Annotated in this window: 17 protein-coding genes; 3 read left to right on the plus strand and 14 right to left on the minus strand. The window is 41.7% G+C overall.

Going from position 1 to position 25719, the window contains the following annotated elements; all coding sequences use genetic code 11:
* Positions 1–218 precede the first annotated feature (218 nt).
* Both BLT18_RS02085 and BLT18_RS02090 read right to left on the minus strand, forming a co-directional pair.
* Complete coding sequence (locus tag BLT18_RS02085) at positions 219–1619, minus strand: MDR family MFS transporter (protein WP_091270728.1); 1401 nt, start codon at positions 1617–1619, stop codon at positions 219–221.
* Complete coding sequence (locus tag BLT18_RS02090; RefSeq protein WP_091270730.1) at positions 1616–2521, minus strand: TetR/AcrR family transcriptional regulator; 906 nt, start codon at positions 2519–2521, stop codon at positions 1616–1618. The genes BLT18_RS02085 and BLT18_RS02090 overlap by 4 nt, the downstream gene beginning before the upstream one ends.
* A gap of 168 nt (positions 2522–2689) precedes the next feature.
* Between BLT18_RS02090 and BLT18_RS02095 the strand changes: the two genes are divergently transcribed.
* Entirely contained in the window at positions 2690–4291 is a 1602-nt protein-coding gene (locus BLT18_RS02095) for an ABC-F family ATP-binding cassette domain-containing protein (protein ID WP_091270732.1), read from the plus strand.
* A gap of 295 nt (positions 4292–4586) precedes the next feature.
* On the opposite strand, the gene BLT18_RS02100 is transcribed toward BLT18_RS02095, so the two are convergent.
* Positions 4587–5408 (minus strand): S1 family peptidase, encoded by an 822-nt coding sequence (locus BLT18_RS02100; protein ID WP_091270734.1) that lies wholly within the window; start codon positions 5406–5408, stop codon positions 4587–4589.
* Between the two features lie 113 nt (positions 5409–5521).
* Between BLT18_RS02100 and BLT18_RS02105 the strand changes: the two genes are divergently transcribed.
* Positions 5522–6325 carry a YihY/virulence factor BrkB family protein gene (locus tag BLT18_RS02105; protein ID WP_175487335.1) on the plus strand — a complete coding sequence of 268 codons (804 nt, stop codon included), beginning with the start codon at positions 5522–5524 and terminating at the stop codon, positions 6323–6325.
* 504 nt (positions 6326–6829) lie between these two features.
* Here the strand turns inward: BLT18_RS02105 and BLT18_RS02110 are convergent.
* The 6 genes from BLT18_RS02110 to BLT18_RS02135 all read right to left on the minus strand — a co-directional run bounded on the left by BLT18_RS02110 (position 6830) and on the right by BLT18_RS02135 (position 11930).
* Positions 6830–7033 carry a DUF6501 family protein gene (locus BLT18_RS02110; protein WP_091270737.1) on the minus strand — a complete coding sequence of 68 codons (204 nt, stop codon included), beginning with the start codon at positions 7031–7033 and terminating at the stop codon, positions 6830–6832.
* Between the two features lie 114 nt (positions 7034–7147).
* Positions 7148–8359, minus strand: a complete 1212-nt coding sequence (locus BLT18_RS02115) for a NupC/NupG family nucleoside CNT transporter (RefSeq protein ID WP_091271147.1) — start codon at positions 8357–8359, stop codon at positions 7148–7150.
* Between the two features lie 847 nt (positions 8360–9206).
* Complete coding sequence (locus BLT18_RS02120) at positions 9207–9695, minus strand: hypothetical protein (protein ID WP_091270738.1); 489 nt, start codon at positions 9693–9695, stop codon at positions 9207–9209.
* 112 nt (positions 9696–9807) lie between these two features.
* Entirely contained in the window at positions 9808–10482 is a 675-nt protein-coding gene (locus BLT18_RS02125) for a type 1 glutamine amidotransferase domain-containing protein (RefSeq protein WP_245705145.1), read from the minus strand.
* A gap of 86 nt (positions 10483–10568) precedes the next feature.
* The gene (locus tag BLT18_RS02130; RefSeq protein ID WP_091270740.1) at positions 10569–11303 is read right to left on the minus strand and encodes an SDR family oxidoreductase; all 735 of its coding nucleotides are present in this window, start codon (positions 11301–11303) and stop codon (positions 10569–10571) included.
* A gap of 156 nt (positions 11304–11459) precedes the next feature.
* Positions 11460–11930 (minus strand): hypothetical protein, encoded by a 471-nt coding sequence (locus BLT18_RS02135; protein WP_091270741.1) that lies wholly within the window; start codon positions 11928–11930, stop codon positions 11460–11462.
* Positions 11931–12251: 321 nt separating this feature from the next.
* On the opposite strand from BLT18_RS02135, the gene BLT18_RS02140 reads away from it, so the two are divergent.
* Complete coding sequence (locus BLT18_RS02140; RefSeq protein ID WP_091270743.1) at positions 12252–12587, plus strand: CHY zinc finger protein; 336 nt, start codon at positions 12252–12254, stop codon at positions 12585–12587.
* Between the two features lie 62 nt (positions 12588–12649).
* On the opposite strand, the gene BLT18_RS02145 is transcribed toward BLT18_RS02140, so the two are convergent.
* From BLT18_RS02145 to addB, 5 genes are all read right to left on the minus strand, one after another.
* Positions 12650–13393 carry a ZIP family metal transporter gene (locus BLT18_RS02145; protein WP_091270745.1) on the minus strand — a complete coding sequence of 248 codons (744 nt, stop codon included), beginning with the start codon at positions 13391–13393 and terminating at the stop codon, positions 12650–12652.
* A gap of 403 nt (positions 13394–13796) precedes the next feature.
* Positions 13797–17198 (minus strand): AAA family ATPase, encoded by a 3402-nt coding sequence (locus BLT18_RS02150; protein ID WP_091270746.1) that lies wholly within the window; start codon positions 17196–17198, stop codon positions 13797–13799.
* Positions 17199–18356 (minus strand): exonuclease SbcCD subunit D, encoded by a 1158-nt coding sequence (locus tag BLT18_RS02155; RefSeq protein WP_091270748.1) that lies wholly within the window; start codon positions 18354–18356, stop codon positions 17199–17201.
* A 12-nt stretch (positions 18357–18368) separates the two neighbouring features.
* Positions 18369–22040 (minus strand): helicase-exonuclease AddAB subunit AddA, encoded by a 3672-nt coding sequence (gene addA / locus BLT18_RS02160; protein WP_091270749.1) that lies wholly within the window; start codon positions 22038–22040, stop codon positions 18369–18371.
* Positions 22037–25540: a helicase-exonuclease AddAB subunit AddB gene (gene addB / locus BLT18_RS02165; RefSeq protein WP_091270751.1), complete on the minus strand. Its 3504-nt coding sequence runs from the start codon at positions 25538–25540 to the stop codon at positions 22037–22039. Before addB ends, addA begins: the two co-directional genes overlap by 4 nt.
* Between the last annotated feature and the right edge of the window lie 179 nt (positions 25541–25719).

Below are 25719 nucleotides of genomic sequence, written 5' to 3' on the forward strand. Positions count from 1 at the left end.
AAAAACAGAAATCGCAAACAAAAAATCAATACACAAGGAAAACGTATCTAGCATGAAGCCTTCACATGCGGGTATTCTCGCCTCTTACGCATGCGACTGCCCTCAAGATGTTCACGGCAACGCTTATTCACCCATGCTGTCATGCTCTCTGTTTCTGTCAGTGTAGAAAAAGAAACCGCTCTTTTTGACAATCAGAAAAGAAGCGGTTTCTCATGTGTTTATGTCTTTTTCAAAAAGAAACTGAGCACTAAACCGATAACACCAAATACAAATGCTACCCAAAAGGCCATATTCACCCCGTGAATCAGTGCTTCAGTATCCATGCTGGGACTTTTCCCCATGGCTGTCGTTGTCATCACTGTTACTAATAGTGCTGTTCCAATGGAGCCTGCTACTTGTCTGAGCGTATTATTTACTGCTGTTCCATGCGGAATCAGATGCTTGGGAAGTACGTTTAAACCAGCTGTTGTAACTGGCATCATGACCATGGCAATACCTATCATTCTCAGCAAATACATCACCGTCATATACGTAAACGATGTCGTTGTCGTAAGGTCTGTGTACATAAAATTAGACACCGACATCAGCAAAATCCCGATAATGGCTAGCGTCCTTGCACCAAATTTATCAAATATCTTTCCGGTAATCGGTGACATTAACCCCATTAACGCTGCACCGGGAAGCATCATCAGCCCGGATTCCATCGCTGTAAAATTACGCATATCCTGCATATATATTGGCAGGACGGTTGCCGCTCCTATCATCGCGATGAACACGAGCATACCAATTGCGGTTGACAATGTAAACAAGCCGTATTTCAGGACGCGCAGTTCCAAAATGGGCTGTGTTAACCGCAGCTGGCGGATCGAGAAGAAAAATAATGTAATGATTCCAACGGACATCGTAATAATGACCGGCCAGCTTCCCCAGCCTGAATTGCCTGCAGTACTAAATCCATACAAAATCCCGCCAAAACCTAGTGTTGATAAAATAATAGAAGGTATATCAACTTTTGGGAATCGTTGTTCGGTTACATTTTTTAACACATAATAAGCGACAATGATATCAACAGCAGCTATCGGCAAAACGATATAAAATAATGTCCGCCAATGAAAATGGTCTACCATAAACCCAGACAATGTCGGCCCAATCGACGGTGCAAACGCAATGACAAGCCCAATAAATCCCATGGCACTGCCGCGTTTTTCAATGGGAAAGATGAGCAGAATAACTGTCTGCATTAACGGCATCATCACCCCTGCACCGCTTGCTTGAATAATTCTTCCAACCATCAGCACAGGAAAATTAGGAGCCACAGCACAAAGCAGTGTACCGATCGTAAAGGTCGAAATGGCCATTAAAAATAATTTTCTCGTCGTAAATGTTTCAATTAAAAAAGCTGTAATGGGAATCATAATCCCATTAACAAGCATAAAAATACTTGTCAGCCATTGCGCTGTGTTGGCCGAGATGTTTAAGTCTTCCATAATAGGAGGAAGAGCTGTTGCTAACAGCGTTTGATTGAGAATCGCTACAAATGCCCCAATTAACAGCACCGCCATAATCGGTATCTTTTTTATTTGTTGGGGTTGCTGCGTAGTTTCCTCTTTATTTGTCATGTTATACGCCTTCTTTTCGTTAAAGTTTCCAGTTCATTGATATACTCTTCAAACGATGACAGGGCTGACACAAAAACATGTTCTTTTACATACGCAGTTACAGCGCGCAATAAAAAGAGACGCGGGTTTGATGTGTGGCATTCCTTTTCAAGAGTGTCCACTGCATCGAACAATTCCGCTTTTTTATCAGCAGACAAAGAGGACTGTTTAATCCCCATCGTGATTTCTTCTAGCAGCTCATCGCGCCTTTCTTCGACGGTTTTTGTTTTTGGCTGCTTTGCTAATGTTTCAAGCTCTTGCATCACATCTTCTGTTAACAACGGTTCACACTGCTGTCCATGTGTGACCAATGTATTGATGTAACCGACTATTTTTCTTGCAGCTTCTTCTGTTGTAATCGATTGTTTGCTGTCATCCATCACCGCTACATATTCCTTTAAAGCCCCCTGTACAAATAAGACAATATCCCAAATATAGGGAGACGCCTGTTCTCCATACACTTCTAAAAGCCATTCTTTATGCCAGTTCAGCATCGCTGCTTTCGTTTTTTTCAACATGGGAAGCACCGCTTTATGATCTTGAAAGGAAACAACTTTTTGCAAAAGCAGGAAAAACTCCCGATTGTTGTGTAAACTGTTTAATTCTAACGCTAACTTCCGGATGAGCTGCTCTTTAGGCGTTAACGTATCATCTAATTGAACACTCTTTGCCCGAAGCAGCATTTGCTGATGGTTATAACGAAACACTTCAATTAATAAATCTTCTTTAGACCGGAAAAAATTATAAAACGTCCCCTTTGCAATGCCGCAATCAGAGACGATGTCTTGAACAGAAGTAGCATAATAACCTTTTTTTGAAAAATGTTCCATCCCGGCTATAATCAACTTTTCTTTTTTATCCACGATTCGTATACTCCTTCATCCACTATATGACCAATCGGTCATAATAAAACCGATCAGTTTTAAATAACTCCTATATTCTATATCGATAATGGGCGGCTGTCAAAAATATTGTTTACACAGGTATATATGTTATGATGGCAATAGTTTATAGATAAAGGATGTATGTGAATGATTACTTGTCAAAATGTCGGGCTTCGTTACGGAGACAAAAAATTATTTGAAGATGTTAATATTAAATTTACACCTGGCAACTGTTATGGGCTGATTGGAGCAAACGGTGCCGGCAAATCAACATTTTTAAAAATCCTTTCCGGTGAAATTGACTCTCAAACCGGACATGTTCATATAGATAAAGGCCAGCGCGTTGCTGTGTTAAAACAGGACCATTTTGCTTATGAAGAAGAACGGGTACTCGATATTGTTATTATGGGCCACACACGCTTGTATGAAATTATGCATGAAAAAGATGCGATTTACATGAAACCAGACTTTTCTGATGAAGACGGAATGAAAGCAGCAGAGCTGGAGGCGGAATTCGCAGAACTGAATGGCTATGAAGCAGAAACAGAAGCAGGACAGCTTTTAAGAGGTCTTGGTGTGCCAGAAGATTTGCATGAAAAAAAGATGGCAGAGTTGACCGGCCCGGAAAAGGTAAAAGTGCTGCTTGCCCAGGCTTTGTTTGGAAACCCTGATATATTGTTAATGGACGAGCCGACGAACCACCTTGATATTGAAGCTGTTCAATGGCTCGAGGAGTTTTTAATTAACTTTGAAAACACGGTTATCGTCGTCTCGCACGACCGGCATTTTCTTAACAAAGTGTGTACGCATATTGCTGATGTCGATTACGGGAAAATTGAACTGTACGTTGGAAATTACGATTTCTGGTATGAATCAAGCCAGCTTGCCCAAAAGATGGCAAAAGAAGCCAATCGTAAAAAAGAAGAGCAAGTCAAAGAGTTAAAAGAATTTATTGCACGCTTTAGCGCGAATGCTTCTAAATCAAAACAAGCGACATCAAGAAAGAAAACGCTGGAGAAAATTACACTAGATGATATAAAACCTTCTTCGCGGCGTTACCCATTCATTCAATTTAAACCAGATCGTGATTTAGGAAAAGATTTGTTAACCGTAGATGGCATCACAAAAACAATTGACGGCGTCAAAGTGCTTGATAACGTAAGCTTTGTATTGAACAGCCATGATAAAGTCGCTTTTGTTGGAGACCATGAAATTGCTAAAACAACACTATTTAAAATTTTAACCGGTGAAATGGAACCGGACAGCGGTACATTTAAGTGGGGACTAACGACATCACAGTCCTATTTTCCAAAAGACAATTCGCCTTATTTCGACGATGTCGATTTAAACCTAGTGGAGTGGCTCCGGCAATATTCAGAAGATGATCAAACGGAAACGTTTATCCGAGGGTTTCTTGGCAGAATGCTGTTTTCAGGAGAATCCGTGTTCAAAAAAGCCAACGTTCTATCTGGCGGGGAAAAAGTCCGCTGCATGCTCTCAAAAATGATGTTAAGCGGAGCAAACGTCTTAATTTTAGATGAACCAACGAACCACCTTGACCTTGAATCTATTACTGCTTTAAATAACGCTTTAATCAACTTTAAAGGTTCTGTTTTGTTTTCTTCACACGACCATGAATTTATTCAAACTATCGCAAATCGAATTATTGAATTCACTCCGGATGGATTTATCGATAAACGCACATCGTATGACGAGTATATTGAAGACAAAAAAACACAGGCAAAATAACCAAAAGAGGCTGAGACAAAGGCATAAGAACCACAAAATAATCCGAACGGTTTACAAAAATCAGTTCGGATTATTTTGTTTTGTTTATAGCAGCAATTTTTATCATTGCTCCGTCAGCATCCTTCGTGTTCTGCGGATACACCTCCGCTGACTCGGATACTCATACCAATTGAACCTTCGCCTCGTGTTGTCCCTACTGAAGCCTCCCCTCCGTATGTTGATAACGATTCACCTATTATTCATCACTTATGGTCCAGCTTTTGAATAACCTGTCTTAGATTTGATCCGTCCTCTTTCAGGGTTTTAAAAACTGATGCACATCATCAATAGGAACTGCTAATCCCACTGATTCTTGTTCTGGATGCTGGATCGTCTTTTTTGCATAAACCACTCCTGCTACTCTTCCGTCTTCACCAATAACAGGGCTGCCGCTGTTTCCTCGATAAATGGGTGCTGAAATACCTAAAGCACTAGTATTCGTAATCGCTTCATCCAATACCCGTCCTTCATTGGCTATCTTTGTAAACGAAAGCGGGTTGCCAATGACATAAATGTGTTCGCCTGTGTGAGCATTCTCTGTCTGTAAAGGCAGTGCAGCCACATTTTCTGAAGGATTTGTTTGAACAAGCGCAAGATCTTTCTCTTCATCACTTTTTACTACCTCCCCCTCCAAAATCTCCCCTTCTTCTGTATGAATTCCAATTACACGAAGGTCTTCAATCACATGGTGGTTTGTTAATAGAAGGCCACTTTCTTCAATAAAAAAACCTGTTCCTTTGGTACATCCAAACCTCCCTTCTCCTTGTACGGTAACTACAGCTTCTTTCCAAGATTGCACTTGTTCGTCTTGTGACAATGTATAGGAGGTTTTCAAAAAGTCAATCGCATCCATGCGAAATGTATCAAACAAGTATGCACCCGCTTGAAACACAAGCATTATCGCTAACAGTGAGGCCATTATCGTTACTCCGCGGCGTTTACGACGTTTCTTTTTTCTCGCACGCGGCGGTAATGGCTGCTGTTCTTCCTCTAACACTTCCAAAAATTGTTCTTCTGTCATGTCGTCATACTTTTCATCATATAACTCATCATCGCTGTCTTTTTTCCGCGCCGCCATGCTTCATTCTCCTTTTTATCTAACAAACAGAAATAACATCCTTTATTCTAACTATACTATATAAAGACAAGCAGAAGGCAATGGTTGGATGTACAACAGAGGAGGTTTTTTTTGTGCAGCTGCGATATATCCGGCTTTTCGTTCAACGATTGAGAGAAAATAAAATTTTTGATATATCTGCTCAGCTTGGTTATTACTTTTTAATGGCTATGTTTCCTCTCCTGCTTTTTATACTAAGTATCATCAGTTTCCTGCCAATAACAAGCAATGATGTCCTGCGTTTTCTCTCCCCTTATGTACCTCCAGGGACACTTCAAATACTCACTTATAACGTGCATACCATTATCGATGTCCAGCGCTTAGATACGCTGTCCTTTAGCTCTGCTGCAACCATTTGGCTGTCTTTATTAGGGACGTTTGCGATTATTCGGGCAATTAACCATTCGTATCACCTGACCAATCCACCTTGGTACAAAATGCTGGTTATTGGATTTGGACTAATGCTTTCCATTTTGTTAGCCATTGTACTATCTCTGCTTCTCCCGATATACGGCAGGTCATTTGGTTTGTTCCTTTTTTCCTTTATTGGTTTAGATCATTATTTTATCTATGCTTGGGAATGGTTTCGCTGGGGTGTTAGTTTTATCGTTATTGGCCTGGTGTTGTTTTATATTTTCTTATCTGTACCAAACCGAAAAGTGACAACAAAAGAAGCACTTCCAGGCGCTATTTTTGCACTAATAAGCTGGCAGGCAGCTTCATTCGGTTTTTTCTTCTATGTGGAACACAATGATTATTCAGCCATCTACGGCAGTCTCGGCAACATTATTGTGTTAATGGTATGGTTTTATATTTCCGGATTTTCCATCCTGGCTGGCGGACAATTAAACGCTATGATTGCAGAAAGACGGCCTTAATCATCCCGGTGTTATATTTAACAAAACATTAAAGTTATACTAAAATAACTTTCATAATATAATTTTCATTTTACTATATTAAAATAACTATAGAATATAATAAATATGTGTGCTTTATAAAATTATTTCTGTTGTGTTGTCCTTTCACAGTGTACATTTAAGAACCTGTTATATTTTATTTTTTATTTTTCAGTGTTACAGAAAAAGAGCTGTATCAAAACCTTCGCGGCGATTGGTTTGTGTTTTTGGCATAAGAGGTGTTGGAGATTTTTTCGTCACTATGTTTGGGTGACAGTCAGGTGAGACGCCCGCGGAAAAAGCAAGAGCTGAAGCCTTATCCCCTTCTCCGCGGCAAGCGGACCTGAAGAGCCATTCATACGAGAGAGAATACGTTAACCTTAACAACAAGCCTTATAGAATTGAAAAAAAAGGGGCTGTATCAAAAGGTCATGAAAAATGACCTTTTGATACAGCCCCTTTTGCAATGATAATTGCCATATACATTTACAATTCTTCAAAATAATCTTTTTTAAAGCCACCAACTTTTCCAGTGTTATCAATCACGAAATAAAATTCCTCGGTTTCATTTTTCACATCGTATGTTTTACCGGGAGTTAATACTCTGTCGACCTTATATTTTTTAGCATTTGCATGTACACACTTAATCTGTTTGATAACAGCAGAATCAGTCCACGTCTTATGTATCATTTCACATTCTCCTTTTCAGTTTTTATCTCCCCTGCTATCATATCACGAATCAATCTTTCGTTCATCAATACAAGAAGCCAGCTCCTCATTACTAAGAAGTCTGGCTCTTATACATTATACAAACATTCCTGCAACAGCTGCACTTAATAACGATGCAAGCGCACCTGCTGCAACTGCTTTTACTCCATGCTTTGCTAATTCTTTACGTCTTTCCGGCACAAGCGCACCAATGCCTCCTAAAATGATCGCCATCGAAGACAAGTTGGCAAAACCACAAAGTGCAAATGTAATCACTACTTGTGCTTTGTCAGAAAATGTTTCCATTTCCGGTGCAAATGACGCGTAAGCGACAAACTCGTTTAATACTAACTTTTGTCCGATAAAACTTCCTGCTTGCAGAGCTTCTGCCCATGGAACACCAACCATAAAAGCAACCGGAGCAAAAATGACACCTAGAATTAATTCTAAGGTTAAGTTTTCTGCACCAAACCAGCCGCCGACTAATCCCAGCAAGGAATTCACTACCGCAATCAATGCAACAAAAGCCAACAGCATTGCCCCAACATTTAATGCGAGCTGAAGACCTGTAGAAGCACCTTTTGCCGCTGCGTCAATGACGTTTTGTGATTCGGTGTCTTTTTCTATTTTAATCTCATCAGTGGTTGTCGACACTTCTGTCTCCGGCATTACTGTCTTTGCCATAATTAAACCGGCAGGAGCCGCCATAAAGCTTGCAGCGAGTAAGTAATCCAACGGAATACCGAGCGCGTGATACCCAAACAACACAGATCCCGCTACCGATGCAAGCCCGCCGGTCATTACCGTAAACAGCTCTGAAGACGTCATTTTCGCCAAATACGGACGAACGACTAATGGCGCTTCCGTTTGGCCAACAAAAATATTGGCAGCTGCTGACATCGATTCAGCCTTGCTTGTTCCCAGTACAAACGATAAAAAGCCGCCAATGATTTTTACCAGCCACTGCATAATGCCGATATAATACAACACGGCAATCAACGAAGAAAAGAAGATAATAACTGGAAGTACTTGAAACGCAAACACGTTATCTTCTTCAATGTTAAACAAATCTCCAAATAAAAATGCTATCCCTTCATTGGCGTTATTAATAACACTTTGAACAGCGACTGTAATTTGCTGCAAAGCTCCGCTGCCAGCTTCTGTATAAAAAACAATAAAAGCAAAAAATACTTGAAAAGCCAGTCCTCCTAAAATTGGGCGCCATTTAATATAGGACTTTCTTGAAGACAAGAGAAAAGCCAGGAATAAAACAAAAATAATCCCCATGATTCCCCATAAAAAATTCATGCATCCACCACCGCTTTCCATAAACTCCTCTGAAAACGCTTACTACACTGCGCTTGAGGGACCTTTGTTAATGTATCAAATAAAAAATAAAATGTAAATAGAAATAAACACCACTTTGATTTATTGCAGGTTTTTCTTATTCTTTTTTAAAGCAAAAAAATTATGTAACACTTTTAGGAAAGAAGGTGGAGGCGAATATACGATATGTATTATTCTGCCTGTCCCCTGTCTTGCGGTAACATAACCGGACAACGGCGAAGAAAAGCAGCAGCCGAAAATAACGCGCTGACTAAAAAAATAACAGCACTATCCACAGGCATCTCCCCTGACTGCCGTTAATCAGGTTATCGATTCTGTTATAAAGGGAAATGCTCCTGCAGCGCTAGAAACATACAATACATCCATTCCAACATTTGTATAAAAACTAGCACATTCAACAAGGAGCTGCCCCAAAAGGCAGTGGATTACGGCCTTTTGGGCGGCCTCTTTAACAGTTTTATAAAACTTCAGAAGTTGTAACCTCTTTCACCTGGGTGAATGGCTCTTCAGGCTCGCCTGCCGCGGGCAGCGCTTCAACGCACAGGGCCGTGCTAATGTCGTGTGGGCCGCACGATGCGGCTGGCCTTAGCCGACGTTACGGAGGCGTCTCACCTGATCGCCAGCAACTAGGCAATAGATAAAAAACCACAAAAACCCGCCTCATTTGCTAACATGTAGTTAAATTTAATCGAACAAATTCCAAAAGAAATGCATCGCCTAAACCATCAGAGCATTAAAAAATTTCCACCAGTATCATTTAAATGATACTGGTGGAAATTTTATTTCAGGACTTTTAAAACAGCCCCTTTCATTCAACGCTTAAGCGCAAATCAGGCAAATGATTAAGAATGAATTGTGATTTATCTACATCTGTTTTTACCGAGAACTGTCTGTAATACTTTAAGGCTGTCTCAAAATGAGCAGGCATATGCTGATACGCATCTAACACACGATCAAACACATCATACGCAAGCATCAGCGCTGAGACTAGTTCTGTTAAAGGGAGTACATACGTTTTTGAATCGTGATAAGGCGCAGTACAAAGTGTCATTTGTTCAACTTGATGATCAAAAAATGAAGCAGATTCCTCTATATATGGGCGATACAGCGGATGAACATGCTTAGCCGTCTGCTCAAAAAATGAGCGCCACTCACGACAAAAACTAATCATATATGGCAAATCGTCTCTATCTACAACGATGTCAAATCCTGCCTGCCTGATTCGGTCCATGCTCATCGGCTCCATCGTTTGGTGATTCGCTCCAACATAATAAAATTTACGACGATACGCTCTCATTTGGCACCCCGTCTTTCAAGTTTTATCTCATTCTAACTTTTACATATTGTAACATGTATATTTTATGTTTCCTATAGTTTTTATGCAACTTCTTTACATGTTCCATAACTCTTCAGCAAGGATGTTTCATACCCTCAATCTTTTCCAGAAATTTTTGAGCGGTTCGTATAGTGGATTGAGGATTTTGCCCCGTCACAACGTTTCCATCCACTTCTACATTTTCTGTAAAAATTGGGGCAGAAACAAATGTTGCTCCTAATTCTCTTACTTTCGATTCTAATAAGAAAGGCATTTGTTTGTCCAGATCCATTTCTTTTTCTTCTTGGTTTGTAAAAGTCGTTAAGCGCCTCCCTTTTAAAAATGGCGTACCATCCGGCATCACTAACCTTGTAAACCCGGCCGATCCATGACAAACCGCTCCAATTACTTTATTTGCTTCAGCCATTTTCTGCAGAACACGCTGCAGTGTATCACTTCCAGGAAAATCAAACATCGTGCCGTGGCCGCCAGCTAAAAAAACACCATCCAATTGATCGCAATCCACTTGGTCCAGCGAAACCGTGTGAAGTAATGCCTCTACGGCTCCCTCCCACTCTTTCATCATTACATGGCCTGTACTGGTTGGATCAATCGGAGCTTCCCCCCCTCTTGGACTGGCAACAATAACATGATGTCCTGCATCATGAAAGGCAAGGTAAGCCTCAGCAAATTCCGATAACCATACCCCCGTATCCTTGCCATTCATGATCTTACAGGCATTGGTAACCACCATTAATATGCTAGCCAAAGATTTTCTCCCCTTTCCATAGAACCATCTATCTCTATATCTCTTTATTTTAATAGAAACATAAACATGATACAAACTTTTCTGTACTAGCTGCCTTGGTGATTCGGCCGAACAACAATTTCATTCACGTCTACAGAGAGAGGTTGTGAAACCGCATAGTAAACAGCATCGGCAATGTTTTCACTGTCGAGTGGAGAAAACGGCATTCCTTCTTTCATGTTGTCTAGTATATCTTGATCAGTAATAGAATCAGTCAATTCTGTTGCTACTGCCCCAGGAGAAATGGCTGTAAATCGTATGTTTGTATGCGCCATTTCCATTTTTAAACCTTGCATAATCGCATGCACTGCATGTTTTGTTCCACTATATACCGCAGACCCTGGAAACACTTTATGCGCAGCATCGGAAGACGTCGTAATCACATGTCCTTCATTGCGCTCAAGCATGTGATCACTAACCGCAGCAAAGCCGTTTAACACTCCTTTTATATTTACATCAATCATTTGATACCACTCAGCAATTTTCTTATTTTTCATATAGGACAGCGGCATGACACCTGCATTGTTAAATAACACATCAATTTTGCCGTATGTTTTCAACGTGAATGCAGCAAGCTCCTGCATGTTTTCAAGCGAGGTAACGTCTGCTTCAAATACAAACACTTTGCCTTCGCCAGTTAACTCAGCCTGTAATTGACTGAGCCTTTCCTTTCTTCTTGCCGCAAGCACAAGATTTGCTCCATGTTGATGCAGCTTCTTCGCAGCGGCTGCACCGATACCGCTGCTTGCTCCTGTAATAATAATGGATTTATTTTGTATCATGATTATCCCTGCCTTTTATAATGAAATTTTTCCTATGTATATACTTTGCGCAGTATGTACATTTTAACCATGCTCAACTTATCACAACAACTATGTATAGAACAAAAAAATAAGCGCACCCGAGAAGGGTGACGCCCTGTGTGGTTTTTATTCAGTTTACAGGCAGGACCAGCGTCTTACATCACTTACAAATTCCATAATTTCACTGTTTCGAAACTCGGTACTTTCCAACTCGTCAATGTAAAGATAAATAACGACCGTGTTTCGATCCCTGTTATCAATCATTTCCACTCCGCTCTTGCCTTCATTTCCATTTACTAAAGGAAGGTGAAGACGTTTTGAGATTTCATCTGCAGATGATCTTCCTCGCGGTACATCTAAAACGAGTTTCAAATGATCATCCATGTCATCACAAATCATGCCCCACCGCTTTCCAAACCACGCACGACATCCCGTCATACTCACTAATGTAAACCCATAAGGCGGCGTCGGCACAAACTTTGTGCTCGCCCAACCTCTCAATTCCATTGCACTGCAAAGTTCCTTTGCTTTCGTATGCACAAGCGTTTCTTGATTTTCTTTAACCGTCATTTGAATTCCTCCTTCATCATGCTCTACACCGTGCATGAACCATCTCCTTCATGTAATGTAGAAAACTTTTCAAAAAATGCACAGAATAAACATACCACAAAACAGTGAGTTTGTCGACTAATTGATTGAAAATTCGAACTTTTGTCACAAATTTGTTGTTTATACGATGGCATGTTTATAATACTGTATTTGAATGATAACGTAACAATAGGTTTGACGTCAATGAACATTTTATGAAATAGTCATACAAAAACAACGAAAGGGTGTGTATTATTTACCACCTCTCTGCCTGTTTTAAACACTCTATTTTCTTATTTTTGTTACAATGTATTTAACAATCGAAAGGGGATAAAGACAATGAATGTTTTTATTGGTGAAGTACCAGTAAAGGGAGTACGTCCTGACAAACAAACTCGCTGTGCTCATTATCACAAAAAAGAAGATATCGTCGCTTTTCAATTTCAATGCTGCGATGAGTTTTTCTGCTGTTACAAATGCCATCAGGAACTAACAAACCACCCTATAGAGCCGCAGCCACTACGTCAACAAAATCATCTGAAAACAGTTCTTTGCGGTTTTTGCAAAACACTTTTAACAATCAAAGAATATTTACATTCCGGCTATGCTTGCCCGGTTTGCAGCACCTCCTTTAATCCAGGCTGCCAGCACCATTATCATATATATTTTAAATGAGCCGTTTTATGAACGGCGCTTTGACAAGAAAAGCGTTTCATGTTGCACTGTTTTGACACACATTAAAAAAACCAAGTCATTGCCACCATTAAGAGCAGCCCACCAGTAAAAGAGTATGTTGCACTTAGCGCATAGCCGTCTCCATGACTTTCCGGTATTAATTCTTTATACACGATATACAACATCGACCCCGCCGCAAACGCTAAACCAATCGGTACGAGCTGGCTGGCAAATGCTGTCAGCCAATAGCCGATAAATGCAGCTGCCCACTCCATTAAACCTGTCGTAAAAGCAATGAGAAAAGCATGTGTCTTTTTCACACCTTGTTCAATGAGAAAAAAAGCAATAATAAATCCTTCTGGTGCATTTTGCACACCAATTGCCAATGCAATTAATAAGCCTAAACCTTCCACACCGCTATTGTAGCTGACACCAACAGACAGCCCCTCTGGAATATTATGCAATGTGATTGCAATAATAATCAAAAGAGCTTTTCTGTCCACCATGTGTATCGTACGTCCGCTCGAGACATTGCCTCTTTCTATATGTTCATGGGGAATATTCTGCTCTAATAATGTTAAGGTCAACATGCCCAGGAAAATCCCGATAATGGCCGCTTCATACCCTCCCAAATTTAAACTTTCTGGAATTAACTCAAACGTTGAAGCTGCCATCATCATGCCGGCACTAAAGGCAAGCAGCACATCTTTGCCATGGTGCGTTGTATGACGAAACAAAATGGCTGGAATAGCACCTATCCCTGTGGCTATAGCAGATAACCCGCTCGCTATAATAAACTCTTGCATGGTGTTACACCTCTTTTTGGCTGCTTCGTTGAACAACAAATTCATTTGCAACTGTAATCACTCTATTGTTTCCACTTGTACACATCTGCTCGTATAACCAATGCATTGCGATATTCATGACAAAAAACATTTTATTTTCCCATCTTATGCTTTATGTGCTGAGTTATACCAAAAATATTGATGATAAATAAGAAAAGCGCAAGCGCCTTGAAAGAAGAACGTTCAGCTAAAACCGCCACGTTCTGAGAAAGCGCTGAAACCAGTCATGAAAAACGCCTGCTTTTATGCTTTCTTGTTTTCCACGATACATGCCAGCATGCCTTAAAACATCAACCATTATAAGTACAAATATCTATTTGCTTTCCTGAATTTTTTAGTTTACATAATAAAATTACCGTAACTTTTATGTTTTTTCGATATAAACCCTGCTTCCTGCCCCGCCAGGTTCAGCCGGCTTTACATATATTTTTTTCGCCAAACGCTCTTGCAATTCGGGTACATGGCTGATGACACCAACAGATAAATCTTCCATCTGCAATTTTTCCAAAGCAGTCATAACAGTATCAAGCAGCTCTTGGTCAAGCGTGCCAAATCCTTCATCTAAAAAGAAAAACTCTAAAGGATGCTCTCCCTTTAATTGGATAGAAAGGGACAGCGCCAGCGCTAACGCTAAACTAGTCAAAAATGTTTCTCCGCCTGATAACGTTGTAACGGGTCTTTTTATTCCACCGTTTGCGTCATCTCGAACAATAAATCCGCCGCCAGAGTCTACTTCAATCGCATAACGGCCATTTGTTAAGGCGCGCAGCCGTGATGACGCCAGCCGGCTGACATGAATCAACTGCTCTTCAGCTAAAAATTCAACAAATCCTTTTCCTTTAAAAACAGATTCTAACTTTTGATAATCGGTTTCTTTTTCTATCACAGATTGTTTTTGCTTTTCTAAGTGTTCGTAATGCTGATGTTTTTGTTTCAGTTCTTCTGCATAAGTGAAGGCAGCTCCCCGTTTTTCACGAAGCGAGTCGACTTGTTCATGGATGGCGTGTTGTTTTTCCTGCCACTCCTGCCATTCTTCATCCGAGACCGCGCGGCTGTCCAATTGGTCACACAATTCCTGATACTTCGCTGACCATTGCTGCCATTCTTTTTCGTACGTTTTTATTTTCTCTTCATACTCCCGCTTTTGCGTGTCACTTAATATTGCTTGTTCAACCTCATTTGGGTCAGACCATTCCGTTGTATGCTTCGTTTTATTTTCCCATTCCGTGCGTGCTGTTTCTAGACGGCGGGCCGATTCGTGATAAGCATGTTCGCTGACAGCCTTTTGTTGCTCTACTTTGTGTTTATGTGCTGTTATGTCGTCTAGATTTTCTTTCAGCAATTTCGCCTTGTTTTCCCACTGCCGTGAATGCTCTTCTACATAGCGTTTCCACTCATTCACCGTATCCCCTTGTAAGATATGCTCAAGTTCCTGATGTTTTTCTGTGACGCGTTCCTTTCTTTCATCCAGCTTCGCTTCCATGTTTGATGCCTCTATTTCCAGCTGCTGAATATGATTAGCCACTTCTTCTTGTTCGCTCACAAGACGTTCGATATATGTTTTCCCTTTTTCTATGCGCTGAGACAATATTTCTTGCTGTTTTTCATTTTCCAGCATTTGTTCATATTTCTTTTCTACTTCTTCATAACGAAATGCTGCAAACCGACGATGCCAGGCGGTTTGTAAATCCTGCTTTTTCTCTTCTAAAGGGGTAATTTTATCGAGCGTTCTTTGATATTCACTTAAGGCATGCTCATATGCATATTGTTTCTGTTTTAACCGCTCTCTTTGGTTTTGGTATTCCTGCAGTTCCCCTCCAACAGCTTTTGCCAGTGCTGCTATCGTTTTTTCTTCGCTGTCCCATTGTTTTATTTTTTGCTGCAGGATTGTCTGCCAATCATCATCTAATGAAAGTACCGGCACTTCTTCGTTCAAGTCCTCCGCAGAGGACAGCATATCACTATCGATCACGTTCGAAATCGAAGCGGCCTGCTGTTCAAGATACCACTCTCTTTGCTGAACAGTCATCAGATACGCTTCAAGAGACTTCTTCCAAGATTCTAGATTTGCTGAGTCCGTATGAGAGATACTTGTTTCATTTGAAGCATGCACCAACGCAGGGCTTGGATGCGACGTCGATCCGCAGACCGGGCAAGGCGCATATTCTGTTAATTCACGAGCTAACGTTTGGGACATGGCTTGTAATTTCCGGTGATTTTCTTTTTCCATTTCTTCTTTCCATTTTCGCTCGAGCAGCTGGGTTGTATCATTTAGCCATGCATGGTCTGCTCGTGCTTTGTTGTACCAATATGATAATTGAGAAAAACGGGCAGCCGTTTTCTCTTGTAACGAGATAGTTTTTTCTTCCGCTGTTCGCTTTTCCTCCAACAGCGTGTCAAGCTGTTGTTTTTGCTGATTTTTTTCGCTTATCAGTGTGTGTGATTGACTTATTAAATGCTCGATTTGCTGTTTATGTTGAATAGCCTCAATAAGCTGGTTTTTTTCTTCCCTCGTTGCTGCTAACGCATCGTATCGCTGTTCTAAAGCGGCTAGTCCATCTGTTGATGTCTGCTTCTTTTTTAAAAGCTCCTTTTGCTGTTCATGCCACTGATGGTTTTTCTGCTGTAACGCACGATATTCTTTTTCTAGAGCAGTTTTTTCTTCTTGATAACGCAAAAGTTCCTGCTGTAATTGCTCCGCTTGATAAATCATTTGCTGCACTTGGCGGATATGAGCAAGTGCCTTCTCTTGTTGTTGTTGAAACACATCCCACTCTTTTTGCAGATTTTCTTCCTGTACGACTGTGTTTTTCCACGCTTCTGTACGTTCTTTTTGGCTGGCTGCCCACTCTTTTGTATCACTTTCGGCTTGCAGCAATGCTTTGGCGAATGGCAGTAATGCCTCTGCCTCGTTTGATGTTTGCATGTCTGCTTGGTATGTGTGAATAACAGGTTCTCGTTCTTTTAATCGAGAAAGCCGCTTGGCCGCTGCTGCTTTTTCTTCTTGCCAGTACCTGATTTGTTTCATTTCTTCGAATGCACGGTCTATCGCTTCTTTTTTTGATACAGCCGACTCCAGCTCACGTTCCCAATACGCCAGGTCAGATTTCGCTTGTTGCACCGCTTCTTTAGAAGCATCTCCAAGACCGGTTTGTTCCGCTTCCATTTTTTCTCTTTCATGTTTTACGGCCTGCAGGCTGGATTTAATTTTTGTCATTAACTCATCACCGTATTTTTCTAAATGAAAAATACGCTGCAGCATCTTGCGCCTTTCAGTGCCGCGAAGTTTAAGAAAATCTGAAAACTTGCCTTGCGGCAGAACCACTGCTCTTGTGAAATCATCAATTGTTAAGCCAAGCAATGCTTCCACGCACTTATTCACATCGTTCGCTTTATCCGCTAATACGCTGTCTTCTTGTTTATGTTCTGTCAGCCGGCAGACTGATGTTTTAACATTAAACTCATGAGAACGAACGTAGCGGCGTTCTACCGTATAGCGGACAGATCGGCCTTTTTTTCCTAATTCAAATGTAAACGACACGTACACAGACTGTTCTGCCTGATTCATAATGCCTTGTGTATTATTGTAAGCACGCTCTACTTTTCCATATAGTGCCAGCGTCATCGCATCAAGCAAGGAAGACTTTCCGCTCCCTGTAGGCCCAAATATGCCAAACACTCCGCCTTGGCAAAGAGTAGAAAAGTCAATGGTCTGTTTTTCTCTGAAACTATGCAAGCCTTGTACAGTTAATGTTACCGGGCGCAATTAACTTTCCCCTCCTTCTGTCAGCTCCATAAACAAGCGAACGAGTTTATCATCAGGTGACGCCCCGCCAGTCTGGCGCTCATAATACTTTTTAAACAACACATCGATTGGGATATCTTTTCTTTTTTCCTCCTGTTCCAGCTGTTCCATTTCAGGAAATACCGGGCGAATATGTATAATACCTTCATGTGCTTTTCGTATGCGGTGAATCTCTTCCATGGAAGGAGTATCATTCAAATGCAGCTCCAGATCAATCCAGGCATGGCTGTCTTTTTTCTCCTCCATCCATTGGAATACTTCTTCCATGCCGTTCACTGCTTTCCATGTAATTAACGGGCGCCCGCATGATAACGGTATTTCTTTTACATCCGGCTGTTCGTTTGGATTTATGTCAATGACTGTCACCGATTTGCTGTATCCAGCTTCCGAAAAGCTGAGAGCTAAAGGAGAACCGCTGTAGCGTATCAGCCGATCGCCTTTTGTTATCGTCTGCGGGCGGTGCAGATGGCCTAGTGCAGTATATTGTACATTTGCTGGAAACGACAGAGGCGAGACGGTATATGCCCCGCCCACTTCTATTGGGCGTTCTGAATCACTTGCCGCCCCGCCCGCTGTGAACACATGACTCATGGCGATAGAAGCATAATCTTTCTTAAAAGATGAAGTTAACTGTTGAAAAATCTGTGCTATTTTCTCATTGTACGCATGCTGCAGCGACGTTTCTTCACTGTTATCTGATAAGACTGTCTGCATTCTTGATTCAGATGGGTAAGGAAGCGCTGCAACCTGCAGCACTTCACTTTTCACAGGAACGAACAAAGGTGCAGCATCAGGGTACCCCGCCATGTACACCCCTCGTTGTTCAGCCAGCATTTTTGTTGCTTGTAACCTGCCGGGATGATCGTGGTTACCTGCAATCACGATTATTGGCAGCTCATATTTTTGGCTTAACACCGCTATATTTTCATAAAACAGCTCTTCAGCAAATGCTGGTGGATTGACCGAATCAAAGACATCACCAGCCATACATAACACATCAATCTGCTCATCTTTAATAATGAGCTCAAGTTCCTCAAAAAATGCCACATGTTCTTGTTTTCTGCTTCTGCCTTCTAACGTTCGTCCTAAATGCCAATCGGCTGTATGCAGCACTCTCATCCTGTATCTCTCCTATTTCATCATATCTATCACACAATGTCCGTCAAAAATATAAAGATACGCTTCAGCAACCTCTTCCTGCCAAATCGCTGATAACGCTTGGCGGTACACATCCAGCTGTGATTGATATTTCTCTCTCATTGCGTATTCAGCGCGTTCCCTATTACCAGGGTATCTGCTTTGAAAAGCATCTGTTTTATAATCAATTAATACAAGCTGCCCCTCTTTATCACGAAATACGCAATCAACGGCCCCTTGTATCAAAACGGTATCCCCATCATCTGTCTGCATGCCATAACTGAACGGAATTTCTCGAAATACTTGCGCTGCTGATGTAAGACGTTTGCCTAAGGCAGAAGACAAAAACATCATGATATTTTCAGCATCTACCATATTCTTTTGATCTTCTGTTAACAATTCCCGCCCAACGAGTGTATCGATAAACATTTGGCAGTCCTCCACCGTTTCCATATTGAGCGGAAGGTGCTCCATTACTGTATGCACAGCTGTCCCTTTTTCCTCAGGCCTTGTGTTCTTTTCTTGCATAAACAGCGGACGCTCCGCATATTGCGCGTGAAATTCCGGCTGAAAAACCGGTTCACTGTATTCATCATGAAACGCTCTTTTAAATTCACTGACGGTTTTTTTCGAACGTTCAGTAACAGCAGCCTGATATGGATATGACCAGTTTAATTTTTCTTCTACTGCATGTTTGTATACACTCTCCTGCAAAACAGGCTTCCGCTCTTTTAAAGCTGTCATTGTTTCATTGTTTTCTAGTTCGTCCGCTTCAGTAATTTCTTTAATATCACGTTGTTCGACAAGCGTAATCCGCCAATTGACAGGATAATGATAGACATCTGCACAAGCAGACGGATGCATCGTGTCATACCAAGAATCTGCTGATTGATGGCGGAAGATGGCAGGGCCTATCCAATCAGCATAAGATGCTGCTTTCACGCGGTCTCTTTCCGGAAGCAGCCAGTCTTCTACGTCTTTATACTGCGCCCATTTCGCTAATGTCTTTTCCGGATTTTTAACCGTCCCTACTAAACACAGCTTTTCTTTCGCCCGCGTCATCGCAACGTACAACACACGCATCTCTTCTGATAAACTTTCCCGATGGATGCGGTGTTTCACTGCTTGCTGCGCAACAGAAGACTTCATGACACGCTTGATCGGATCAATCGTTTTTGCTCCAATGCCAAGCTCCTTATGAAGCAGTACGCTGCGATACGTGTCTTGCAGATTAAAAGACTTGTTCATGCCAGCAATAAAAACCACTGGAAATTCTAAGCCTTTGCTTTTATGAATCGTCATAATGCGCACAACATCCTCTTGTTCTCCCAATGCCCGTGCTGTGCCAAAATCATCGCCGCGTTCTTGCATACGTTCAATAAACCGTAAAAACCGAAACAAACCGCGAAATGACGTTTTCTCGTATGTCCGTGCTCTATCATACAGCGCCGTTAAATTTGCTTGCCGCTGTTTTCCTCCCGGCAGGCCGCCAACAAAGTCATAGTAGCCCGTCTCTTGAAATAAATCCCAAATAAACTTAGGAAGCGCTTCGTTTCTAGCACGCTCTCTCCACCTGCACAATTTCTCATAAAAAGCTTGTGCTTTTTCCTGCCATGCCTCATGATTCGTTGATACGGCGTGTGCTGCCTGCTTTAATGCATCAAAAAACATTCCTTTTGGGTCACATAAGCGAAGCTTGGCCAGCTCTTCCTCATCCATTCCGACAATCGGAGACCGCAACACCGCAGCAAGTGCAATATCTTGACGCGGATTATCAATCACTTGAAGCAATGACAACATAATATTAATTTCCACGGCTTGAAAATAGCCTCCGCTTACTTCCGCATATACCGGTAATCCTTCTTTTTTAAACTCGTCCATCATAACAGCCGCCCACGGCATCGAACGCATAAGAATCACAACATCGCGATATGTCATTTTCCGCACAGCTTTTGTTTCTTTATCCAGCACTTGATATCCATCTTTAATCATGTTTTTAATTTTGCGCGCGATCCAGCGTGCTTCTAACGATGCGGTATCACTGTCTTCCTGCTCTTCATCAGGAATGCTGGTGTTGATAGGATCTCCTTTGTTAATAAGTGTAAGCTCCGGCAAAGCCTCATCATTATCCGGATAATCGGTATTGCCCGTCTTTAATTCCGCTGTTTCATCGTAAACGATATCTCCTACTTTTTCATCCATTAACTGTTTGAAAATAAAATTTGAGGCTTGCAGCACTTCTTGGCGGCTGCGAAAGTTTTGGTCAAGATTCACTTTCCAGCCTGGCTGTCCGTCGGTACGATTATACTGTTTATACTTATCTAAAAAGAGACTGGGCTCTGCCAGACGAAAACGATAAATGCTTTGTTTCACATCTCCGACTAGAAACAAATTGTCGCCTTTCGAAATGTGACGGAGGATCGCTTCTTGTATCAAGTTGGTGTCTTGGTATTCATCGACTAAAACCTCATCAAACCGGCTGCGATACTGCTCGGCTGCTTCACTGCCTTCTTCTTGTAAAATACGTAATGTAAAATGTTCTAAATCAGAAAAATCAACGACTCCTTTTTCTGTTTTAGCTAGTTGATATCGATTGGAAAACAATGAGACAGTGGACACAAGCGCATGCACCGGCTCTGCCATTTCTTTTATATCACGCAGTAAATCAGCAGGAGAGGCTGTGAATGTTTCGGTTTTCATATCGGTCACGTCTTTTTTCACCGCATCGCGCATGTCTTTCACTCGTGTTTTTAATGTTTCATCGATGTCTTCACTTTTTTTCACTGTTTTTAAACGTTTAAACACCACATCTTGAAAACGTGTGTACAATGTATCCCAGTTTGTAGCTTGATACAGCTCTTCAAGCATTTGCTTGTCACCGAGAAGCGTTTCCTCATAAGCAAGCGGCCCGCCTTCTTCCTGACACAGCGAGATCGCTTGTTGCAGCATATCGATGGATGCAGACAGGCGTGTCTTGACGTTTTCCAGTACTTCTTTTCCCCAAGGGGTATCTTCCATTTGTGACACACCCGTCACCTCATAACAAGCTGCCATGTCTTGCAGCCATTTTTCAGGATCAGGATGTGCCTGTGAAAAGCGGTATACTTCACGTACTACTTGTTTAAAACCTTCATCGGATTTATCACCGCTAAACCGCTCACTTGCATCCAAAAATGCCTCATTATTTTCCTTGCTGTACTGGCTTTCAAATACACCGTCTAATATTTCTTCTCGTAACAGCTCTCCTTCAATATCGTCAATGATGCGAAATTTAGGGTCAATGTTTAATTTATAATAATACTTGCGTACCAAACTCATACAAAAAGCATGCAGCGTTGAAATTTGTGCTTTATTTAATAACGCCAGCTGCCTTCGCAAATACAGCGATCCTGGCTTTTCATTAATGGCTGCTTCCAGCGCTTCCGCTATTCGATTTTTCATTTCAGCAGCTGCTGCATTTGTAAACGTTACAATTAAAAGGCGGTCCATATCAACTGGGTGTTCCTGATCGGTAATTTTATGAATAATGCGTTCCACCAGCACTGCTGTTTTGCCGCTTCCAGCTGCTGCTGAAACCAATTGATTGCTGCCCGATCCAGAAACTGCTTCCCATTGGCTGTCCGTCCAAAATGCTCCTTCTGGTTTTTGTTTCCACTTTAGCTTCATTCTGACTGCTCCTTCTCCGCTTCTTTTGCAAACATTTGTGTTTCCATCTTTTCTTTGCTTTCTGATAAGAGGCGGTAATCATTGGCAGCAAATGACGTGTCAAACTGGCATACCGGTTTAAAAGCACAAAACGTACAAGCTGTCATCTGCTGGCTTTTGTAAGGATAAATATCCGTTTGACCCTGTATGATACGTTGGCCGATATCTTGTAATTTTCGTCGTATAAATTTCCGCAGCGCCTGAAAATGGTCTGTTTGCAGAACAGACGAACTGTTGTAAAATGTTCCATCTTTTTTTATGGCCGCCGGCACCACTTGTGAGTGACCCGATGTTAAGTTTTGGTCCATTAAACGAACCGCCTGCTCGTCTGCTAGTAACAAGCCTTTCATTTTAAATCTCTTTAACAGCTCTTGTTCAATGTCTGTGTCACTAAGATGGGCTTTCGCTTGAATAAACGGATTATGCACATGAAAATACAGCATGCCAGCTGGAGCAGCCTGCTTGTCCAGCCACTCTTGTGAAAAAGACAGGACCACATCAAGATAAACCAGCATTTGCAGGGCTAACCCGTAATACACATCGCTCAAATGAATATCTTTGCTGCTCGATTTGTAATCAATAATTCGCACATACACACCATCGCTTCCCGAAGCCGTATCGACGCGGTCAATTCTTCCAGCCACTTCCATATCCACTCCTTGCGGCAGGGAAAAACGAAGCGGCGGCAGCTCTTCGTTTGGACCAAACCCTACTTCTACACCGTACGGGGAAAAACCAGAAACAGCTGCCTGCTGACGTAAAATGTCCGAGGCTTTCGCGACAGTATCCTCTAATTTTTTCTGTAAATACTTATACCGATCCGAGCTTAGTAAAATTTCACGTTGAATACGAGGACCAAGTGACTGAACACTTTGTTTGGCAAGCTTGCGGCATTCTTCAGCAGAAAGGCCGCTCCAGTCTTTATGGTTTTTTCGAATGATTTCGGTCATCTCTTTTAAGGCAGCATGAAACAATTGCCCAATATCTGGAGCCTCTAACTTATAAACCTCTCTTTCTTTTAAACGCAGACCATAAGAAGCAAACTGCGCAAAGGCACATGCTTCATATTGTTCTACTCGTGAAACACTAGCCTTTAATGTCCTGCCGTATAACGCTTTGCTCGTTTTTGCTGACAGCTTTACCGGCTGATTCGTGTAAAACAAGCTCTCTAGAACAGATGGAATGGCCGCTGAACGGTCCTGCTGGACATAATGATTATATACATCCCACCACACAGAAGATATTGGGTATCCTTTTTTCCAATGCTGCAGCTGTGACGTTAAAAACGATAACGTTTTGCGGTGTGCCCCGATAAAGTGCATTTGGCCGCTGGCGGTATACTCGTGCGGGTCATTGAACAACAGCTTTTCTTCTAAATCAGGAAATGTTTCTTTTAACTGTTGAATAACGACAGAAGGCTGCAGTGATTTGCCTTCTTCATCCGCAAGCGGATAACTAACCCATAACTTTTCTTCTGCTAAAGAGAATACACGATAAATAAGAAATTGTTCATTCAATAGTTTTTGCGAACTGTCTTCAGCAAGTTCTAGCCCCTGCTTTTGAAACCAATGCCGTTCCTCATCATCAATCATGCCGTCTTCATCAAGCGAAGCAGGCAGAGTGCCTTCATTAGCTCCTATCACAAACACCATTTTAATATTCGCCAGACGAGAGCGTTCCATATCGGCCGCTGTCACTTGATCAATAGCTGGAGGGACGATGCGGAAGTTCATCGATTCCAGCCCTGTTTCTACAATCTTATAAAACGAGGATAAACTCACTTCATCGTCTCCAGCCATTTCTACGACTTGTTCAAGCAAGTCAACGACCGCTCCCCACACTTGTTCATGTTCTCTCGCCTTTTCAATGTCACCTATTTCTACTGCCTTGTTTCGTAGTTTCTCAATTTTTTGGGGGATATAGAGTTCTTCTAAAAACTGAAACAGTTCTGCCGCATATTCTTTGATTGTTTTCTTTTTTTTCATTCTCTTTTCAAATTGCAGCAAAGCACTGCTGTACGTATCTCGTAAGGTTTGAATGCGCCGTTCAAATGCTTTTTCCTTCTCCCCTTGTACTTCTGTTTTATCGGCCACTGTTCGTTTGCTGTATGTCCACGGCTGTGATTGTTTCCAGTGCTTTTCTTTTATCCCATAAGCTAATACGTAATTTTCCAACTCATCGATTTGTTCTCTTGCTTCCTCCCAATCCTCTTCAATCGAGAAGAACATATCTGTTTTTAATGCGCGAAACAACGGCTCATAGCGCCAATGTTCCGTTATTGTCTCCAAACAAGAACGGATGCATTCAATGACAGGATGGTTTAGCATTGGGCGTTTTTGGTCATTAAACAGCGGAATATCATAATCGGCAAAGATTGTTTCCAGCATTTCCGTATAATCTTCAATGTTTCTACCCAAAATAGCGATGTCTTTATAGCGGCAGCTGTTGCTTTCAACCAGCCTGCGTACTTCTCGAGCCACAGATTCTACTTCAGTGCGTTTGTTGACCGCAGCAGAAATCGAGATACTATTATCTGGATCCGCCGTTTTCACAGGACGCTTTTCAAAATGCTGTTCTAAATGCATAAGGTTTTGTGATGCATACTTTTTGGAATCACGAAAAAGAATTGTTTCAGTGCTTTCACAACCTGCCGCTTCACACAAAGCATGTAATTTTTGATAGGAAGTACCTGTTTGTTGAAATAAATCAAGCATGTGCGGCGGCTCTTCGTCATAAGGGCGGTCAAGAGTTAGCGCAAATGTCATATGTTTTGCATGTTTCAATAATTCCCCAATAACGTGCAATTCTTGTGGAGTGAAGGAATGGAAGCCATCTACATAAATCTCCGCTCCCTCTAAAAAAGAAGACAGCTCTACTTTTTCTGCTAATAAACGCAAATAATCTTCTGTGCCGGCATAACGATCTCCTAGAAGCTCTTCTACTCCTTTCCATATGTGAACGATATCATGCAGCTTGTCGATAAACACTTGTCCCTGCGGGGCCGCTGTTTCCTGCGTACTGATTTCGGTATACTTCTGTTCAAGCGCTTCAATAGAAATCACTTGCTGTTTGAATTCTGTTAACAGCTGTTCCATCTGCTCGATAAAACCGTTCTTATCTACTGCTTGTTTATACAAACGCAGACGGTTCTTTTGCTCTTCCACCACTTTTCGCACGACCATTTGCATCCCGGTCTGCTGCAAGTATGTTTTCGTAATTCCCCCTGTCTCCTTCAGTACCCGCCATGCCATTCGGGAAAAACTAAGTACATGTCCTCGTGTCATCCCGGACTGGGTGCGCTCTAGTAAATCATATTCCGCTTGAAAGGTCATTTGATCAGGTACTAAATAGATAACTGCTTTGCCATCTGCCGGTGCCTGCAATAATGTATCTTTGATTTCTTCACGAATCGTGTAGGTTTTCCCCGTTCCCGTTCGACCTATGTAAAAAACTGCCCCCATATGTTATCTCCTCACTTTTTATAATCCACCATCATCCGATGCTCACTATCTATTTATTTTATTACACAAGCGCCCAAAAGATAAAGCCACACTCATGCAATAATAAAAAAAGAGACTGTTATGTCCGGACAACGCGGATAACAATCTCTTAGACGGGAGGACTCATAAATGAAACCTCC

This window comes from Alteribacillus persepolensis (genome assembly GCF_900099605.1).
GTDB classification, from domain to species: domain Bacteria; phylum Bacillota; class Bacilli; order Bacillales; family Marinococcaceae; genus Alteribacillus; species Alteribacillus persepolensis.

Excerpts from the sequence above, each read along its gene's own strand:
- BLT18_RS02135 (WP_091270741.1), bottom strand. The coding sequence starts at position 11,930 with ATGCACGGTGTAGAGCATGATGAAGGAGGAATTCAAATGACGGTTAAA.
- addA (WP_091270749.1), bottom strand. The coding sequence starts at position 22,040 with ATGAAGCTAAAGTGGAAACAAAAACCAGAAGGAGCATTTTGGACGGAC.
- BLT18_RS02095 (WP_091270732.1), top strand. The coding sequence starts at position 2,690 with ATGATTACTTGTCAAAATGTCGGGCTTCGTTACGGAGACAAAAAATTA.
- BLT18_RS02120 (WP_091270738.1), bottom strand. The coding sequence starts at position 9,695 with ATGAGAGCGTATCGTCGTAAATTTTATTATGTTGGAGCGAATCACCAA.
- BLT18_RS02140 (WP_091270743.1), top strand. The coding sequence starts at position 12,252 with ATGAATGTTTTTATTGGTGAAGTACCAGTAAAGGGAGTACGTCCTGAC.
- BLT18_RS02115 (WP_091271147.1), bottom strand. The coding sequence starts at position 8,359 with ATGAATTTTTTATGGGGAATCATGGGGATTATTTTTGTTTTATTCCTG.
- BLT18_RS02085 (WP_091270728.1), bottom strand. The coding sequence starts at position 1,619 with ATGACAAATAAAGAGGAAACTACGCAGCAACCCCAACAAATAAAAAAG.
- BLT18_RS02110 (WP_091270737.1), bottom strand. The coding sequence starts at position 7,033 with ATGATACATAAGACGTGGACTGATTCTGCTGTTATCAAACAGATTAAG.
- BLT18_RS02130 (WP_091270740.1), bottom strand. The coding sequence starts at position 11,303 with ATGATACAAAATAAATCCATTATTATTACAGGAGCAAGCAGCGGTATC.
- BLT18_RS02100 (WP_091270734.1), bottom strand. The coding sequence starts at position 5,408 with ATGGCGGCGCGGAAAAAAGACAGCGATGATGAGTTATATGATGAAAAG.
- BLT18_RS02145 (WP_091270745.1), bottom strand. The coding sequence starts at position 13,393 with ATGCAAGAGTTTATTATAGCGAGCGGGTTATCTGCTATAGCCACAGGG.
- addB (WP_091270751.1), bottom strand. The coding sequence starts at position 25,540 with ATGGGGGCAGTTTTTTACATAGGTCGAACGGGAACGGGGAAAACCTAC.
- BLT18_RS02155 (WP_091270748.1), bottom strand. The coding sequence starts at position 18,356 with ATGAGAGTGCTGCATACAGCCGATTGGCATTTAGGACGAACGTTAGAA.